General features: G+C 68.4%; 14 protein-coding genes. 7 read left to right on the top strand and 7 right to left on the bottom strand.

All coding sequences use genetic code 11. From position 1 onward, the window contains the following. Positions 1-59: 59 nt before the first annotated feature. From EOW66_RS12740 to EOW66_RS12710, 7 genes are read right to left on the bottom strand one after another with little or no spacing between them, the layout of a single operon-like run. On the bottom strand, positions 60-1,619 hold the full coding sequence (locus EOW66_RS12740; RefSeq protein WP_128156715.1) for a L,D-transpeptidase family protein: 1,560 nt from the start codon (positions 1,617-1,619) through the stop codon (positions 60-62). Next, positions 1,616-2,593 carry an ABC transporter ATP-binding protein gene (locus tag EOW66_RS12735; RefSeq protein WP_128156714.1) on the bottom strand — a complete coding sequence of 326 codons (978 nt, stop codon included), beginning with the start codon at positions 2,591-2,593 and terminating at the stop codon, positions 1,616-1,618. The genes EOW66_RS12740 and EOW66_RS12735 overlap by 4 nt, the downstream gene beginning before the upstream one ends. Continuing rightward, positions 2,586-3,563 carry an ABC transporter ATP-binding protein gene (locus tag EOW66_RS12730; RefSeq protein ID WP_128156713.1) on the bottom strand — a complete coding sequence of 326 codons (978 nt, stop codon included), beginning with the start codon at positions 3,561-3,563 and terminating at the stop codon, positions 2,586-2,588. Before EOW66_RS12730 ends, EOW66_RS12735 begins: the two co-directional genes overlap by 8 nt. Then, on the bottom strand, positions 3,560-4,387 hold the full coding sequence (locus tag EOW66_RS12725; protein ID WP_128156712.1) for an ABC transporter permease: 828 nt from the start codon (positions 4,385-4,387) through the stop codon (positions 3,560-3,562). Before EOW66_RS12725 ends, EOW66_RS12730 begins: the two co-directional genes overlap by 4 nt. A gap of 11 nt (positions 4,388-4,398) precedes the next feature. Further along, entirely contained in the window at positions 4,399-5,331 is a 933-nt protein-coding gene (locus EOW66_RS12720) for an ABC transporter permease (RefSeq protein WP_113901759.1), read from the bottom strand. A gap of 51 nt (positions 5,332-5,382) precedes the next feature. Beyond that, a complete protein-coding gene (locus EOW66_RS12715; RefSeq protein WP_164881125.1) occupies positions 5,383-6,987 on the bottom strand; it encodes an ABC transporter substrate-binding protein in 1,605 nt (534 codons plus the stop codon). A gap of 29 nt (positions 6,988-7,016) precedes the next feature. After that, a complete protein-coding gene (locus EOW66_RS12710) occupies positions 7,017-7,931 on the bottom strand; it encodes a serine hydrolase (RefSeq protein ID WP_164881124.1) in 915 nt (304 codons plus the stop codon). A 135-nt stretch (positions 7,932-8,066) separates the two neighbouring features. Here EOW66_RS12710 and EOW66_RS12705 point away from each other — a divergent pair, with 135 nt between their 5' ends. The 7 genes from EOW66_RS12705 (at position 8,067) to EOW66_RS12675 (ending at position 17,326) form a co-directional block, all read left to right on the top strand. Beyond that, the gene (locus EOW66_RS12705; RefSeq protein ID WP_164881123.1) at positions 8,067-8,999 is read left to right on the top strand and encodes a LysR family transcriptional regulator; all 933 of its coding nucleotides are present in this window, start codon (positions 8,067-8,069) and stop codon (positions 8,997-8,999) included. 258 nt (positions 9,000-9,257) lie between these two features. Next, entirely contained in the window at positions 9,258-9,866 is a 609-nt protein-coding gene (locus EOW66_RS12700) for a TetR/AcrR family transcriptional regulator (RefSeq protein WP_128156708.1), read from the top strand. Between the two features lie 74 nt (positions 9,867-9,940). After that, a complete protein-coding gene (locus EOW66_RS12695) occupies positions 9,941-11,908 on the top strand; it encodes a hydantoinase/oxoprolinase family protein (protein WP_128156707.1) in 1,968 nt (655 codons plus the stop codon). Positions 11,909-11,912: 4 nt separating this feature from the next. Further along, positions 11,913-12,248, top strand: coding sequence for an acetone carboxylase subunit gamma (locus EOW66_RS12690; protein WP_128156706.1), 336 nt, complete (start codon positions 11,913-11,915; stop codon positions 12,246-12,248). Then, entirely contained in the window at positions 12,245-13,060 is an 816-nt protein-coding gene (locus tag EOW66_RS12685) for a hypothetical protein (protein WP_128156705.1), read from the top strand. Before EOW66_RS12690 ends, EOW66_RS12685 begins: the two co-directional genes overlap by 4 nt. A gap of 27 nt (positions 13,061-13,087) precedes the next feature. Further along, positions 13,088-15,220, top strand: coding sequence for a hydantoinase/oxoprolinase family protein (locus tag EOW66_RS12680; RefSeq protein WP_128156704.1), 2,133 nt, complete (start codon positions 13,088-13,090; stop codon positions 15,218-15,220). A 57-nt stretch (positions 15,221-15,277) separates the two neighbouring features. After that, complete coding sequence (locus tag EOW66_RS12675) at positions 15,278-17,326, top strand: hydantoinase B/oxoprolinase family protein (RefSeq protein ID WP_128156703.1); 2,049 nt, start codon at positions 15,278-15,280, stop codon at positions 17,324-17,326. The last annotated feature ends 19 nt before the right edge of the window (positions 17,327-17,345 follow it).

Below are 17,345 nucleotides of genomic sequence, written 5' to 3'. Positions count from 1 at the left end.
GCAAGACCGAAGACCGTGCCTGTCGCCGCGCCATGCCCCTTTTGATCGCGTCCCGAGGCCTAGTCTGCCGGGCGGCTTCCGGCGCAGGCCTCGGAGCTCCGATCCATCCGGGCAAGACGATCCGCGAAGTGGCACAGGAAGGCAAGCTCGGTGCCCGCCGCCGCCGTGAGCCCGGCGAAGATCAGGGCCCCGTCGGCGGGCGCGGTGATCGGCATGCCGTCGGCGCGCTGCCCGATGACCTCGCCGCGGCGCACCGGCTCGCCGGCGCTGAACTGGCGGATCATCCGGTCGTCGTCATCCGCGGCCAGGATCGCCTCGCCGATCTCGAGCTCGCGCGGTGCGGGCAGATCCGGCAGCGGACGGTCGATCATCCGCAGATGCGAGAGCCCGTTCAGGATCACCTGCCAGCCGATCTCGGGGCCACGCGGATCAAGATGCTGTCCGCATTCCACCGTGACCGCATAGCCGCCCGCGAAGCGCATGTATTCCGTCGTGCCGACGCCATGGGCCGCAAGCCCCGCCGGCCCGCCCGCCGCCCGGCGCTGCGCGAGGGCGCGGTCATGCGCCGCCATCCAGCCATGCACCACAAGCGGCAGGCCAAGCGCCCGCACCAGCGCGGCCTCCTCTGCCGCGCGGTGGAACGGCTCGAGCCCGCCGTCATTGTCGGCGGGACCGCAGAGCGCGAAAGCCTCGCCCGGCGCGGAAAAGGAATGCAGGTCGATCAGCACGTCATGAGCGCGCAGGATCGGGCAGATCACATTGCCGAGCCGGTCCTCGTTGTCGAGCGGCACCGGGCGCTCGCACAGATCGCGGTTGAGGTTGCGCATGCCCTCGCGGCTGTTCTGCGCCCAGGCGAGCGGGTTCATCACCGGAACGAAGGTGACCGAGCCGCGCCCAAGCCGCAGCGCCCCCGCGCGAAACGCCGCAATGGCCCGCGCGATCGCCGCCGGCCCGGCGGGCTCGTTGCCATGCACCGCCCCGGCGATGAGCAGCCGCGGCCCGGGTTGCAGCGCGCGGAAGGTCACGCTTTCGGGCCCGCCGGCCTCGGGTTCCGCTGCCCGGGCCGGCGCGCTGGCCGTGTCGGCGAACCCGATGTCGATCAGCATGCCCGGGCGCAGCCGTTCGGCAAGCGGCATGAGATGCGACCGCGCGACCGCGACGCAACCGGCAGAGCCCGAGAAATCCTCCCGCGCGGCATGGATCAGGATACCGCTGCCCTTGCCGATCACCGGCGTCGCGTCGTTCCAGCCGACGGGAACGAAGAGATCGAACAGCGCCTCGTTGTCGCGCCCGCCGCCCCCGCCGTCCTGCGCGAACCGGTTGTAAAGCGGGTCCGTCGTATCCTCGACCCAGAGCCAGTCGGCGGGTTTCGGCACGAAGGGAAAGGCCAGCCCGCGCGGCGCATCGCCGAAGACCGCCGGGTCGTAGAAACCATAGCGCAGCGGGAAGACACCGATCGGCGTGCACAGATCGCCCTCGCGCTTTCGCGACGGCTCGGTCAGTCCGCCCCGGCCGGTCACGCAGGGGATTTCCCAATCGCCGATCCGCAGCGTGCCAAGATGCGGCGCCCGGTGATCGGCGCCCGAACGCACCACGATCACGTCGGCATGGTTGCTCATCGCGAAGCTCCTTCAGTCAACAGATGGCAGCGGGCGCGGTGGTCGTCCGCCAGCCCGGTGAACTCCGGCACGCCACCGGCGCGACAGGGCCCGAACGCCTGTGCACAGCGCGGGTGAAAGGCGCAGCCTGCGGGCGGGGCCAGCGCCGAGGGCGCCTCGCCGCGCAGCCGCTCCCAGCCGGCATCCGGGCGCGCCGGGTCGGGGATCGAGGCGATCAGCGTGCGGGTATAGGGATGGGCGGGCGCAGTGAAGATCTTGCGCCAGTCACCCTCCTCGACGATGCGGCCGAGATACATCACGGCGATGCGGTCGCTCATGTGTTCGACCACGCCGAGATCATGCGAGATCATCAGCAGCGCCACCCCGAGCTCGTCCTTGAGTTCGAGCAGCAGGTTGATGATCTGCGCCCGGATCGACACGTCGAGCGCCGAGACCGGCTCGTCGCAGACAACGAGTTGCGGCTCGACGATCAGCGCCCGGGCGATGGCGATGCGCTGCCGCTGCCCGCCCGAGAATTCATGCGGATGGCGGCCGGCCGCGTCGGGGTTCAGCCCGACCTTGCGCAGCATCGTGGCGACCCGGTCCTCGCGCTCGGAACGGTTGGCGATGCCATGCAGCTTCAGCGGTCCACCGAGACTCTGGCCGATGCTCTGGCGCGGGTTGAGCGAGGAGAACGGGTCCTGGAACACCATCTGCACCATCCGTGCCCGGGCAAGCCGGTCGGCGCCCCAGTCCTCGCGCCCGTTGAGCGCGATGCGCCCGGAACTCACCGGCACCAGCCCCATCACCGCCTGTGCGAGCGAGGACTTGCCGCAACCGGATTCCCCCACGAGCCCCAGGCATTCGCCGCGCCCGATGTCGAGGCTCACGCCATCCACGGCCCTCAGCACGCTTTTGCCGAAACCGTGGCCCAGACGCACCGGGTAATGCACTTTCAGATCCTGCAAGCGCAGGACGGGCTCTGCTTCAGTCATGGAGAAAACACCGTATCCGCCCGCCCTGCGGGAGTTGCGTGGTCTCGGGCGTGGCCGCGGCACAATGCGCCATCACCCGGGTGCAGCGCGGCGCAAAGCGGCAGCCCGCGCCGTAATCGAGGATCGCCGGCACCGTGCCCGGGATCTCGGTCAGCGCCGCCTGCCCCTCGGTCAGCCGCCGGCCGAGCCGCGGCAGGGCCCCGACGAGGCCCCGGGTATAGGGATGGTGCGGCGACAGGAAGATCCGCTCGGCGGCCTGTTCCTCGATCAGATGGCCGGCATACATCACCGCAACGCGGTTGCAGATCCGCGCCACCAGCCCGAGATCGTGCGAGATCATCAGCACCGCCGTCCCCTGCTCGCGGCACAGCTCGAGGATCAGGTCGATGATCTCGGCCTGAATCGTGACGTCGAGCGCGGTGGTCGGCTCGTCCGCGATCAGAAGCGCCGGATCGCAGGCGAGCGCGATCGCGATCATCACCCTTTGCCGCATCCCGCCCGAGAGCTGGTGCGGATAGTCGTCGACCCGCCGCGCCGCGCCCGGCACCTGAACCCGGTCGAGCGCCGCGATCGCCGCCTTGCGGGCGGCACGCGCCCCCAGGCCGCGGTGCAGGACGAACATCTCGCCGATCTGGTCGCCGATCGTCATCAGCGGGTTCAGCGCGGTCATCGGCTCCTGGAAGATCATCGCGATCCGGTCGCCCCGCAGCGACCGCAACGACCGGTTCGACAACCGGGCCACATCCTGTCCCTCGATCAGGATACGACCGTTCGAAACGTGCATCGGCGCGGTCAGAAGCCCGGCCACCGACAGCGCGGTCAGGCTCTTGCCGCAGCCGGACTCGCCCACGAGCCCGACCACCTCGCCACGCCCGATCGTCAGGTTGACCCCCTCGACCGCCGGGTGATCGCGCCCCTCGACGCGCAGTGCAATCGTCAGATCCTCGATCCGCAGAACCTCGTCGCTCATCGTTTCGACCTCCCCTGCGGATCAAGCAGGTCGCGCAGACCGTCGCCGAGCAGATTGAACCCGAGCACGGTGAAGAAAATCGCGAGCCCGGGGAAGACCGCGACCCAGGGCGCCACGATCAGCTGTTCGCGCGCCCGCGCCAGCATCGAGCCCCAGCTCGGCGCCGGCGGCACCACGCCCAGCCCGAGGAAGGAGAGCGACGCCTCGGCCATGATCGCCGACCCGATCCCCATCGTCGCCACCACGACCAGCGGCCCCGCGATATTCGGCAGCAGCTCGCGCGCCATGATATGCACCGGGCCATAGCCCATCGTCCGGGCCGCCTGCACGAAGGGGCGCGATTTCATCGTCAGCACCTGCGCGCGCGAGATCCGGCAGCTGTAGGCCCAGTCGGTCATGCCAAGCGCGATCAGCAGGCTCAGGATTCCGGGCCCCAGCACCGCCATCAGCGCCAGCGCGAAGACGATCGTCGGCACCGCGAGCATGACATTGGTCAGCCCCTGCACGAATTCGTCCCACCAGCCGCCGAAATATCCCGCCGAAACGCCCAGAGCGACGCCGATGATGGTGTTCATCAGCTCGACCAGCAGCCCGATCGTCAGCGCGATCCGCGCGCCATAGACGATGCGCGAGAAGATGTCGCGCCCCTGCTCGTCGGTGCCCATCAGGAAATCGGCATCGGGCGCGGTCTCGGCGAACATCAGGTTTGCGTCGGTGATCGGATCATGCGGCGCGATCAGCGGCGCGAAGACGGCGACGAAGATCGCGATCAGGACGATCGCACCACCCGTCGCCAGATTGGGACGCGCCAGGAGCTTGAGCATGGCCGGCTTCCTCATTTGTAGCGGATGCGCGGGTCGATCAGCAGATATGCGACATCGACCAGCGTGTTGACGATCAGGAAGAACAGGACGATCACGAGGATGCAGCCCTGCACCACGGGGATATCGCGCAGCCCCACCGACTGGATCAGCAGCGAGCCCACGCCAGGCCAGGCGAAGAGGCTCTCGATCACCACCGATCCGCCCATCATCGAGCCGAACTGCAGCCCGATCATCGTCAGGATCAGCATGAAGGCATTGCGCGCGAGATGCTTGCGCACGAGCCGCCCCTCCGACATGCCCTTCGACCGGGCGGTGCGGATGAAATCGGCATTCTTCGTCTCGAGCACTGCGGCACGGGTCGTCCGCGCGAGCAACGCCATCGGTGCGATGCCAAGCGTGAGCGCGGGCAGGATCAGGTGTTCGATGCCGCCCTGGCCATAGCCGAAGGTCGGCAGCCACCCGAGCTGCAGCGAGAACACATACATCAGGAGCAGGCCGAACCAGAACCCGGGCACCGACAGGCCCGAGACCGCGAAGACCATCGCCAGCCCGTCGATCCAGCGGTTCTGCCGCGCCGCGGCGATATAGCCGAGCGGCAGGCCGGTGACGATGGCGCAGGCCATCGCCGCGCAGGCCAGCTTGAACGAGGCCCAGATCCGGCCGGACAGCATCTCGGTCACCGGCTGCTGGGTGGCGAAGGACAGGCCCAGATCGCCATGCAAGATCCCGACCAGATACTGTCCCAGCCGCAGCAGGACCGGATCGTTCAGGTGCAGTTCGGCCGCGATCCGCTCTGCCACCGCAGGGTCGAGCGATCGCTTCTCGGCCATCAGCGACGAAACATAATCGCCCGGGATCACGCTGAAGATCAGAAAGACCAGTGTGATCACCACCGCGACCGTCACGACGGCCTGAAGCAGACGTCGGAGGAGGACCAGCGCCATCGGGAATCCTTTCAAGAGCCGGCGGCGGGCTGTCCCGCCGCCGGAACGCGGTTACTTGCGGCCGGGGGCGTCAGCGTCAAGCCAGATGCTGTCGACCTCGAGGATCGCCGCCTCGGTCACGTTGCCGCCGATGCCGTGCACCCAGGGCTGCGTGGCCACCACCGCCTTGTTGTTGTTGTGGAACCAGACCGGCGCCTTGTCGAAGATGTAGCCATCGGCCTGTTTCGTCAGCTCGATACGCTTTTGCGCGTCGAGCTCGCCTGCCGCCTTGTCCAGCATCGCGTCGAAGGCCGGATCGGAGAAGCCGCCGTAATTGCATCCCGCCCGCGTCGTGCGGCTGTCGAAGCAGCGCAGCGCCGCGATCGGGTCGGGCCCGGTGCCCGCCGAATAGACCCAGGCCTGTGCACTGCCCGCGCTCATCGCGTCGGAGAGCATGCCCGCTTCCACCACCTTCGGCTTCACGGTGAGACCGATCGCCTTCAGATAGGGGGTGATCGCCTGCACCACACCGATGCCGTTGGTCCCGTCGCGGGCCCAGATCTCGATCTCGGCGCCGTCGGGGTATTTCGAGGCCGCCATCAGCTCCTTCGCCTTTTCCACGTCATAGGGATAGGGCGCGCGCGTCGCATCGAAGGCGATCGAGGTGCGCGGCAGCCAGCCGGTGGCCTTGAATGCCTTGTCCTTGAGCAGCTTCTTGATGATCAGGTCGCGGTCGATCGCATAGTTGATCGCCTGACGGACCTTCTCGTCATCGAAGGGCGGATCGGCAAGGTTCATCCCCATATGCGCGGTGAACAGCTCGGCCACCTCGACCAGCCCTTTCGAGAGCTGCGGGTCCTGCTTGTAGAGCGCATAGGCGGAGCCCGAGATCACCGTGGCATCGAGCTCGCCCGCGCGGAACGCCATGTCGAGCGCACTGTCGTCACCCGAGATGGTGAATTCGACGCGGTCGGCATAGGGCTTGCCGGGCTTGAAGTACTTGTCGAACTTCTTGCCCACCACCCGCGAGCCGGCGATATGCTCGACGAAGACATAGGGGCCAAGCCCCACCGGATGGGTGATGAAACCGGGTTTCTCGACCTCTTCCTTCGGCAGGATCGAGGTCACGCCATCGAAGAAGAGCATGCCCGGATCGGTGAAGTTCTTCATCTTGATCTGCAGGGTCTGGTCGTCGATCTTGCGCAGCCCGGAGATATGGTCCGCCTTGCCCGCGGCATAGTCATCGGCCCCGTCGATGGTCTGGATCAGCGAAGATCCCGGGAAGCCCTTCTGCGGATCCATGATCCGGGTGAAGGACCAGATGATGTCATCTGCCGTCATCTTCCGGCCATTGTGGAAATAGATGTTGTCGTAAAGCTTGTAGGTGTAGGTGAGCCCGTCCGGCCCGACCTCGACCGAAGAGGCCAGATCCAGCGCCGGGGCATTGGTCTCGGTGTCCCAGGTGTAGAGCGAGCGGTGGAAGGCCTTCGAAACCGCCATGTCCTGCGACCGCCAGGTCATGTGCGGATCGAGCGATTTCAGCGCCGCGCCGAAGGGCGCCGAAAGGTGCAGCGTGCCGCCCGGCAGCGGCGTTTCCGCCCAGACCGCCGTTCCCGCCAGCAGCGCGGCGACCATCGCCCCCGCCCGCAAGGCCGTTCCGATTTTTCCGTGTTTCATGTTCTTGGTTCCCTGTTGTTTTCTCCCGGTCATGCCGGGCATTCTGATTGCGCCCGAAAGGCGGCAAGGCACAGCCGCGCCACCTCGGGCAGGAAGGTCCGGTCATCGGCGCTCCAGTGGCTGTCGGTCATCACCGAAAGGATGAATCCCGTCTCGCCCAGTTCGCCGTAAAGCAGGTCATGGCGGGTCCAGCTCGTATGCCCCGCCTTCGCCCAGACCTTCACATCCTCCGCAAGCCCTTCGCCCAGAAAGCCCCGCACCTGGTCCCCCTCGAGCGGGCATCCGCTGCTTGCAAAGGCGGCGCGCTGCGCGGAACGGTCGAGCAGCGACATCATCCAGGCCGACCCCGCCGCCGCGCCGCGCACGATGTCATGCAGAAGCGCCGCCCCCGCCCGCGCCGTCAGCCGGTTGCCGCTGGTGCCTTCGCGGATCTGCCTTGCGGCGCCATAGGGGCTGTCCTCGTAGGTCGCGTGCAGCACGCTGATCCCCGCAAGGTCCGGATCGCGCCGCGCCTCGAACCACGCCTGCACGCCCTGCCGGGCGCGGGTAAACTCCGCCAGCGTCGCCGCATCGCACCAGGGCCCGTCGAACGCCCCGCTCATGCGCCCGACGAGATAGGCCGTCGCCTCGTTCGACGAGATTTCGATCATCGCCCGTGCCGCGCGCCGGTCCTCTTCGGTCAGCACGAGCCGCCCCTCGGCCTCCAGCCCGCACAGCTCGTACAGATGGAACAGCTTGACCACGCTTGCCGGATAGACCGGCACCTCGGCGCGATGGGTCACGCAACCGGCAAGATCGAACCGTCCGGGATCGGCAAGGCGCGGCGCGCGCGCATAGGGTTTCAGCACGAAGCTGATGCGATCGGGCGTCAGGGCGCCGCCGCTCATGTCCTTAGCGCACCGCAGAATCGCGGCGCGCAGATCGTCGGGAAACGATGCTGTCACGATAGACCTTCCTGCATTTCGCGCCCGGTTCATCCAGACTGCGTCCTGTTGGGATTCAATAAATTCTCGCTTTGCCGCCAGAGATATAGAAAATAAGATACAAGTTCATTCATTTTAGATATGGACTGCCGAACCATGGCCTATCAGCACATCACCGAGCTCAATCTGCGGCAGGTCGAGATCTTTCGTGCCGTGATGAAATTCGGCACCGTGACGACCGCGGCGACGGCCCTTGGGTCCTCGCAACCGACGATCACGCGTGAGATCTTGCGTCTCGAGGATGCCGTGGGCTTCCCCCTGTTCGAGCGTCGCCGCCAGCGGCTGCACCCGACCGCGCGCGCAGCCAAGCTCTATCACGAGGTCCAGGCCGCCTTCATCGGGCTCGAGCGGATCAATGAATGCGTCAACCAGCTGCGCGGGGCACATGATGAAGTGCTCTATATCTCGGCGCTTCCGGCCTTCGCACAGACCATCCTGCCTGAAGCGATGGCCCGGCTCTACCGGACTCATCCGCAGGTCTCGGTGCGGATCGACAGCACCGATCCGCGCGACCAGTCGCCGATCTCCGGCTTCAACTTCGACATCGGCCTGACCGAATCCACCAATGTCGTGCCGGATGCCGACGTGATCTCGCTGGGCCAGTTCGAGCAGGTCTGCGTCCTTCCCCCCGACCATCCTCTCTGTGCCCGCAAGGGGCTCGAGCCGGCCGATTTCGCCGATATACCGTTCATCTCGCTCGGGGAATACGACCCCTACCGGCAGCTCATCGACCGCACCTTCGACACCGCCGGGGTGCAGCGGCGCATGAAGATCAGCGCGCAATCCTCGCATGCCGCCTGCGAGATGGTGCGGCGCGGTCTCGGGGTGACGATCCTCAATCCGCTGACCGCGCTGAGCTATGTCGAGCGAGGGGTCGAGCTGCGCCGGTTCCGGCCGGTCCTGCGCTTCTGGGTCTCGGCGGTCTGCCCGGTGAACCGGCCCGCCGTGGCGACGGGCAAGAGCCTGGTGCGCCATCTGCGCGCCACCTGCGCCGAGGCCCGCCAACAGCTCGACGGGCTGCTGGCCTGACAACCGGACCGGGTATCCGCCGCGGCGACAGACCTGGGCGGTTGCGGGGCGCATTGGCCCCCTGGAGCGGCTCTGATGATGTGACCGCCCCACCGTGGCACACCGATGCCGTCGGGGCCGGTCAGATCATCAGAGCCGCCAGCGGGAAAACCGATTTTTCAGCCCCTCCCCGCTCGCCGTTCTTGACAGAAAGCCGCGCAGGCCCGCTTATAGAACGAACGTTCGAACCATGATTCGAACGGAGGGAGGAAAATTCTGATGGCAACACCCGGCAACAGTCGCAGCACTGTGGTCGATCAGGCAGACATGCGTGAAAGCCTGCTCGAGACCGCAGTCGAGATGTTTTCCGAGAAGGGGTTCAGCGGGACCTCCATTCGCGACATCGCGCGCGAGCATGGCGTCAGCCTGTCGAACATCTATTACTACTTCAGCAACAAGGAAGGCCTGTGGCGCGAGATCATGAACCGCTCGGTGCGCAGCCTGCCGGGCCGGTTGCGGGCCGCCATCGCCCAGGCCGACACCCCGCGCGCCCAGCTTGACGCGCTGATCCGCGAACATCTGCGCGCCGGGGTCGAACACCAGCGCGAGCTTCTGATGCTGCTGACCGAACAGGGCCAGCTCGGCGAGGACAGCTCGCGCGAGACGCATGAGATCCAGCGCGAGATCCTCGAGATCTACACCGCTGTCCTCGAGGCGCTCTCGGCCGAGGGCGCGCTGCACGAAGGCCACATCCGCGTTGCGGTCTTCAACATCCTCGGCGTCGTCAACTGGCACCTGCGCTGGTATCGGGCCGACGGCCCGCTGCCCGCCGACGCGCTGCATCAGGAAATCATCGCCTTCATCAGCCGCGCCGTCTGCCGCGACTGAGGCCGGCGGCACCGGACCCGTCATCACGGACGATAAAAGAACGGAGCGGCCCTGCCGCACCGAAGGGAGGAGACATGGCTTTTACAATCGACATCGACACCGGCGGCACCTTCACCGACGGTTTCGTTTCCGGGCCGGGCGTGGCGCGCGCGGTCAAGACCCCCACCACCCCGCACGACCTGACCGAGTGCTTCCTGGCCTGCATCACCGCCGGCGCCGGAGCCGTCGGCCTGAGCGTCGAGGCCTTCCTCGAACAGACCGACGTGGTGCGCTTTGCCTCGACCGTCGGCACCAACGCGCTGATCGAGCGCAACGGCGCGAAGATCGGGCTGATCCTGTCGGAGGGCGGGCGGGCGCTGGCGCCGCTCGAGGCCGAGGGCAAGCCCGGCATCGTCAGCCCCGAGATGGCGATCGAGATCGGCGCCGGGCTCAGCCCCTCGCAGGTGCTCGACCGGGCGCAGGCGCTGATCGACGCAGGCGCGCAATGTCTGGTCGTGGCGCTCGACGGCAGCGAGACCGACCCGGCCCGCGAACGGGCGGTGCGGCAGGTGATCAAGGCCGAATATCCGCGCGATTTCCTCGGCTCGATCCCGGTCTTCCTGTCGTCGGACATCACCGTGCGCAGCGGCTATGGCGAGCGGATCAACAGCGCCGTCGTCTCGGCCTATTCGCACAGCCGTCTGGCGCGGCTGCTCTACAAGGCCGAGCAGGAGCTGCGGGCGCGGCGCTATCGCGGCCCGTTCCTGATCGGCCATAATGACGGCGCGGTCGCCCGCGTGGCCAAGACCCGCGCCATCAGCACCTACAACTCCGGTCCCGCCGCGGGGCTGGTCGGCGCCCGCGCGATCGGCCGGCTTTATGGCGAAAACGACGTGATCTCGGCCGACATGGGGGGCACCTCCTTCGACATCGGGCTGGTGAGCGACGGCCAGCTGAACGTCGCGCTGCGCCCGGGCATCGAGGGCTATCGCACCAACGTGCCGATGAACGAGGTCGAGGCGCTTGGCGCCGGCGGCGGCTCGATCGCCGCGGTGGTCGACGGGGTGCTTGTCGTCGGGCCGCGCTCGGCCGGGGCGATGCCGGGGCCGGCGTGCTTCGGGCTGGGCGGCAGCGAGCCGACGGTGACCGATTGCAACCTGGTCCTCGGCCGGATCGATCCCGACAACTTCCTCGGCGGGGCGCGCCGGCTTGATGCCGGCAAGGCCCGCGAGGCGGTGCGCCAGCATCTGGCGGAGCCGCTCGGGATCAGCCTCGAAGAGGCGGCGCTGAGCGTCGTCAATCAGGTCGACAGCAGTGTCGGCGCGGCCATCGCGGCGCTGCGCCGGACCGCGAAGAGCGACCCGCTGCTCACGGTCTATGGCGGCGCCGGTCCGCTGCACGCCTGCCGCGTGGCCGAGATGGCGGGGCTGAGCCGGATCGCGATCACCCCCTTCTCGGCGGTGTTCTCGGCCTTTTCCTCCTCGCTGATGGATGTCGGCCACGGCTACATGTGCGCGGTCGAGGCCGAGGGCGGCACGCCCGGGCTGCGCGAGAGGGTGGCCGGGCTCGTCGCCGGCATGCAGGCGACCGCGCTGCGCGACATGCGCGGCGAGGGCTTCGACCCCGACAGCCTGTCGTGGCACCTGAACGCGATCCTGCGCCGCAAGGACGGGTCCGAGGCGCAGGTCTCGGTCGAGGTCGCCGACCCGCTCGCCGCGGCAGCCCTTGCCACCCTGCACGAGGCGATCGCGGCGCGCGTTCCCGATGCGGCGCAGTTCGCCACCGTCGGCCTTTTCGCCTCGGCCCCGGTGCCGCATTTCAGCTTTGCCGAGCGCTCGCTCGGCGCCCCCGCCGCCGATGCGGCGCAGACCGGCCGGCGCGCGGTGATCTGCGGCCCGGGCCCGGCCGCCGAGGTGCCGGTCTTCGACCTCGAGCAGCTCTGCCCCGGCCATGCCCTGACCGGCCCGGCCCTGCTCGAAAGCGACAAGACCACGATCTGGGTCGCGCCCGGCTGGCAGGCCCGCATCGACCGTTTCGCCAACCTGCTGCTGACGAAAGGCTGAGGACATGACCCTTCGCATCACGGAAAACCTGGCCATCGACCTTGCCACCGAGGAATGGTGCTGCGTCGCCTGCGGCCACCGCCTCGCCCCGGCGCGGGCGAATTACAAGACCGGCTGCCTCGTCGCCGAGGTGCCGCTGGCCGAGGCGCATCCGCCGCTGGTCCGGGGCGCGGCCTACAGCTTCACCCCCGACCCGGACTTCTGCCGGCTGGTGGAGTTCTACTGCCCGTCCTGCGCCACGGTGCTGGAAAACGAATACCTGCCGCCGGGCCATCCGCTGACCCACGACATCGAGCTCGACATCGACGCGCTGAAGGCAAAGCACGGGGGCGCGGCATGAGCGGCCTTGGTGCCATCGAGGCCCTGCGCGGCGGGCTGCACTGGAGTGCCCCGATCCTGATGCCCTCGGCCGCCGCCTTCGGCGCAAGGCTCGAGGCAAGGCCGCTCGCCGATCTCGCCGATCCGCAGGCGCTGGCCGGCGCCGCGGTGGCGGCGGCGCGGTTCCTCGGGGCGGATGCGGTCTGGGTCAGCTTTGCCCCCGCCGCCGGCATCACCCTGTCGGCCGCCGCGCATCGCGATGCGGTGACCCGGGCCGCGGCCGCGGCGGGGCGGCTGAAACTCGCGGTGCTGGCCGAGATCCCCGGCCCGATCACCCGCGCCCGGGCCCTTGGCGGCGATCTGGAGGCGGCGCTGCGCGAGATCAAGCCGGGGCTGATCGAGGAGTTCGAGGCGCTGTCGCGGCTGCGTCCCGACATCATCGTGCTGCGCGAACCTGTGGCAAGCGGCGAGGAGGCCGCAAACCGCAGCCTGCCGCGCCTCTATGGCGCGCTGAAACGTCTGGCCGAGCATTTCGACATCCTGAAGGGCATGTGGCCTGCCCTGCCCGAGATGACCGGCCCGGCGCAGCCGGACCTGTCCTTCGCCCCCACTCCGGACGCGCCGGAGGCCGGACCGGTGACGGGCGCGCGCGCGCTGGCCATCGCGCCGGACTGGTCGGACGCGCCCGGCTTCGGCGCCGCCCTGCAGCGCGCGCGCACCGCCGCGGCCGCTGCCGGCCTGCCGCTGATCGTCAGCGGCGGCACGGGCCTTGCCCATGACACCGAACCGCAGCTGGCCCGCGCGGCCATCGCAACCATAACGGAGCGCGCCTGAGGCGCCGCTTCGATCAGGGAGGAACCCATGACTTACGATGTTGGCATCGACATCGGCGGCACCTTTACCGATCTGTGCGCCATCGCCGAAGATGGCACGCTGATCACCGCCAAATCGCCCACCACCCATTACGACCTGTCGGTCGGCCTGATCCGCGGCCTGCGCGAGCTCGGCAAGCGCGCCGGTCTGGCGCCGGACAGCTTCCTCGGCCAGGTCGAGGCGCTGCGCTATTCCACCACGATCGGCACCAACGCGCTGATCGAGCGCAAGGGGCCGCGCCTCGGGCTGATCACCACCGCGGGCTTCGAGGACACGATCTTCATCGGCCGCTCGCGCAGCTGGGCCGACGGCATGGCCTTCCACGAGATCCGCGACATGGCGGTGATCCGCAAGCCCGAGCCGCTGGTCGCCCCCGACATGGTGATGGGCCTGTCCGAGCGGCTTGACTGCAACGGCCGGGTGATCCGCGCCCTCGACCCCGACGAGCTGCGCGAGAAGCTGCAGACGCTGGTCGACCGCGGCGTGCAGGGCATCGTGGTCAGCCTGTTGTGGTCGTTCATGAACCCCGCGCATGAGCGCGAGATCCGCCGCATCATCGAGGAGGAATATCCCGAGGAATTCCTCGGCTCGATGCCGGTCACGCTGGCTTCCGAGGTCTCGCCCAAGGCGGGCGAATACACCCGCACGATGACGGCGCTGGTCAACGCCTATATCCACGGCGTGATGATGCAGGAACTGGGCGATCTGACCCACAACCTGCGCCGGGCGAACTATCGCCGGCCGCTGATCCTCGTGCACAACACCGGCGGATCGAAGAAGGTGTCGCGCACCCGGGCCGTGCTGACCCACAACGCGGGGCCGGTGGCGGGGATGTATGGCGCCGCGCTGATCGGCGCGCAGGAAGGCGTGAAGGACATCGTCTTCGCCGACATGGGGGGCACCTCCTTCGATATCGGCGTGCTCGCCGGGGGCGTGCTGCGGGCACAGGACTTCATTCCGGTCATCGACCGCTGGCGCACCAATATCCCGGCGATCGAGGTGCGCTCGATCGGCGCGGGCGGCGGCTCGATCGCCTGGATCAATCAGGCCATGGGCGGTCAGCTCGAGGTCGGGCCGCAATCGGCGGGCTCGGTGCCCGGCCCGGCGTGCTACGATCAGGGCGGGCAGGAACCGACGGTGACCGACGCCGATCTGGTGCTTGGCTACGTGAACCCGGACAATTACCTCGGCGGCGCCATGCTGCTTGATCCCGATGCCGCGCATGAGGCGATCCGCAGCCGCATCGCCGAGCCGCTGGGGATCTCGGTGCTCGAGGCCGCCTGGCGCATCCGCCGCCTGATCGACGCCCGCATGGGGCAGGAGATGTTCAACGAGGTCGCGCTCAAGGGCCACAACCCGCGCAAGTTCGCGGTCTATGCCTGCGGCGGCGCGGGCGCGGGCCATGCCTGCGGCTTCGCGCGCCATGTCGGTGCCACCACGATCATCGTGCCGGCGATGTCCTCGGTCTCGGGGGCCTTCGGCGCCTCGTCGATGGAGATCCGCCAGGTCTGGGAGCAGTCGCGCAGCCTGCGGCTGTTCAACTTCATGGACCAGACCTATCTGGCCGATCCGGCGCCGCTGAACGCGGTGATCGCCGATCTGACCGACCGCGCCACCCGCGATCTCAAGCTCGAGGGCTTCGACGCCGACCGCATCGCGTTCACGCTTGAATTCGACATGCGCTATGGCGCGCAATACCACCTGACGCGGGTGACCTCGCCGACGCTGAGCTTTGCCGGGGCGGATGACTTCCGCGCCCTGTGCGACCGGTTCGAGGCGCAATATGCCACGGTCTATTCGCCCGAGGCGGCCTTCCCCTCGGGCGGGATCGCAATCGAGGCGATCTTCGTCACCGCCGCCATCCGCCAGGAGCCGCGCCGGCTGAACGGCAGCGACGAGAGCCCGCATCGCCCCGACCCCGGCGCGATCCGACCGGCCTGCTTCGACGCGGCCGAGGGCATGGTCGACACCCCGGTCCACGACTGGACCGCGCTGCGCCCCGGCGCCGAGATCCCCGGCCCCGCGATCATCGAGGCGCCCGACACGACCTATGTGATCGAGCCGGGCTGGATCTACCGCATGAACCGCCTGCGCAACGGCATCATCACCGCGCAGGGCTGAAACGGCACAACAGGGCGGCGGTCCCGTCACGGGATCGCCCGTCCAAGGGAGGACAGAATGAACGCACCGATGACCATCCGCTACAGCCGCGACACCGAGGTCGTGCAACGGCTGCGCCCGGAACCGCCCTCCGCCCGCGAGGCACGGGCGATGGAGGGACTGAACGATCTGGAATACGAGATCTTCACTCACAAGCTGCACATGATCGCGCTCGAGGGCAAGGAAACCACGATGAAGCTGGGCGCGTCGACCGCGATGCGGTGGGGCGACGTGGCCTTCGGCATCTATACCGCACAGGGCGATCTGGCGGTCTGCGCCACCGGCATCTATCACCACGCGGTGCTGAGCCAGCTGCCGGTGAAATACCTCGTCAAGCATCTGGCCCATGACCCGACCGTGGGCCTGAAGGAAGGCGACGCCTTCTTCTACAACGACCCCTTCTATGGCGGCGTGCACAATGCCGACATGGGCCTGTGCATCCCGGTCTTCTCCGGCGGCGAGCTGGTCTGCTTCATCGGCGCGGCGGTCCACACCGGCGAATGCGGCGGCTCGGAGCCCGGCGGCATGGTGAACGGGGCGAAGTCGCGCTACGATGAGGGGCTGATGTGCCCGCCGATCAAGATCGGCGAGAACTTCGCGCTGAAGGAGGATCTTCTGGGTCTTCTGGCGACCGCGACCCGCGATCCGCGCACCATGGTGCTCGACATCAAGGCGCGCCTTGCCGCCGCGCGCATCGCCGAGCGGCGCCTGCACGACTATCTGGCCGAGATCGGCCCGGATTTCCTCGTCGGCGGGCTGCGCCGGATCCTGAAGCAGACCGGCGAGGCGGCGCGCGCGCGCATCGCCACGCTCAATGACGGCATCTATCGCCAGCCCCGCTTCATGGACACGACCGGGCCGGAATCGGCGCTGCTGAAGATCAACCTGACGATCGAGAAGAAGGGCGACCGGATCAAGCTGATCCTGAACGGCTCCTCGCCGATGCTGCACGACCGGCCGGTGAACACCTATTTCCAGGGCCTGCTGGGAATGGCGATGGTCTATGTCTGCGGCTGGCTGATGCCCGACCTGCCCGCCAACAACGGCCTGCTCGAGGCGGTGGACTGGGAGTTCCCGGAAAACAGCTTCATCAATCCCAACGGCGACGTGCCGGTGTCCTATGCCCCCGCCACGATGGTGGCCTTCAGCCAGGGCATGTTCATGGCCGGGGCGAAGCTCGCCTATGCCACCGACCCCTCGCGCGCGGCCGGGGCCTGGTACACCGGCTTTGCGGTGACGGTCTTCGGCGGCTTCAACCAGTGGGGCGAGCCGATGGCCGACATCACCCCCGAGATCAACGCCACCGGCGCGGGCGGACGCCCCGGCATGGATGGCGTCGATGTTGCCGGCGCCTTCTTCGCCACGATGAGCGATTGCGGCGATGTCGAGACCACCGAGGCCGAGCGTCCCTTCCTCTATACCTTCCGGAATTTCTTCGACAATTCCTATGGTCACGGGAAATACCGCGGCGGTTCCGGCGTCGGCATGGGGATCAAGGTGCACGGCGTGCCGATGGTGGCGCTCGGCTCGATGGGGTTCGGCTCGCATTTCCCGGCCACGCTCGGCATCTTCGGCGGGCGGGCGGCGCCGCCGGCCTTCGTGCAGACGGTGCGCGGATCGAACCTCGATGCGCTGATGGCCGAAGGCGTGCCCCTGCCCCGCACCATGGCCGAGCTTTACGCCGGCACCCCCGAGGAGGGGCAGCGCGACTACCTCAACCTTGCCCATGCGCCGGCGCTGTTCCAGGGCGGCGACACCTTCTATGTGCCGATCTCGGGCGGGGCGGGCTATGGCGACGTGCTGCAGCGCGACCCCGAGGCGGTGGCGCGCGACGTGGCGATGGGGCGCTGTGCCGCCTCTGCGGCGCAGGACATCTACGCCGTCGCGATCAATCCCCGCACCGGACTGGCCGATCCGGCCGAGACCGACGCCCTGCGCACAGCCCGGCGCAAGGCCCGGCTCGCGCGCGCCAAACCCTATGACGCCTTCGTCGCCGAATGGGCGCAGCAATCGCCGCCCGAAGCGGTGCTGCGCTACTACGGCCCCTGGCAGGATGCGGCCGCCTGAGCGGGCGGGGAAAGGAAGA

This window comes from Paenirhodobacter huangdaonensis, assembly GCF_004022465.1.
Lineage (GTDB): Bacteria > Pseudomonadota > Alphaproteobacteria > Rhodobacterales > Rhodobacteraceae > Rhodobacter > Rhodobacter huangdaonensis.
The sequence above is the reverse complement of the archived record's forward strand: the minus strand, read 5'-3'. Positions and strand labels throughout refer to the sequence as shown.

Excerpts from the sequence above, each read along its gene's own strand:
- EOW66_RS12740 (WP_128156715.1), bottom strand. The coding sequence starts at position 1,619 with ATGAGCAACCATGCCGACGTGATCGTGGTGCGTTCGGGCGCCGATCAC.
- EOW66_RS12735 (WP_128156714.1), bottom strand. The coding sequence starts at position 2,593 with ATGACTGAAGCAGAGCCCGTCCTGCGCTTGCAGGATCTGAAAGTGCAT.
- EOW66_RS12730 (WP_128156713.1), bottom strand. The coding sequence starts at position 3,563 with ATGAGCGACGAGGTTCTGCGGATCGAGGATCTGACGATTGCACTGCGC.
- EOW66_RS12725 (WP_128156712.1), bottom strand. The coding sequence starts at position 4,387 with ATGCTCAAGCTCCTGGCGCGTCCCAATCTGGCGACGGGTGGTGCGATC.
- EOW66_RS12720 (WP_113901759.1), bottom strand. The coding sequence starts at position 5,331 with ATGGCGCTGGTCCTCCTCCGACGTCTGCTTCAGGCCGTCGTGACGGTC.
- EOW66_RS12715 (WP_164881125.1), bottom strand. The coding sequence starts at position 6,987 with ATGAAACACGGAAAAATCGGAACGGCCTTGCGGGCGGGGGCGATGGTC.
- EOW66_RS12705 (WP_164881123.1), top strand. The coding sequence starts at position 8,067 with ATGGCCTATCAGCACATCACCGAGCTCAATCTGCGGCAGGTCGAGATC.
- EOW66_RS12700 (WP_128156708.1), top strand. The coding sequence starts at position 9,258 with ATGGCAACACCCGGCAACAGTCGCAGCACTGTGGTCGATCAGGCAGAC.
- EOW66_RS12695 (WP_128156707.1), top strand. The coding sequence starts at position 9,941 with ATGGCTTTTACAATCGACATCGACACCGGCGGCACCTTCACCGACGGT.
- EOW66_RS12690 (WP_128156706.1), top strand. The coding sequence starts at position 11,913 with ATGACCCTTCGCATCACGGAAAACCTGGCCATCGACCTTGCCACCGAG.
- EOW66_RS12685 (WP_128156705.1), top strand. The coding sequence starts at position 12,245 with ATGAGCGGCCTTGGTGCCATCGAGGCCCTGCGCGGCGGGCTGCACTGG.
- EOW66_RS12680 (WP_128156704.1), top strand. The coding sequence starts at position 13,088 with ATGACTTACGATGTTGGCATCGACATCGGCGGCACCTTTACCGATCTG.
- EOW66_RS12675 (WP_128156703.1), top strand. The coding sequence starts at position 15,278 with ATGAACGCACCGATGACCATCCGCTACAGCCGCGACACCGAGGTCGTG.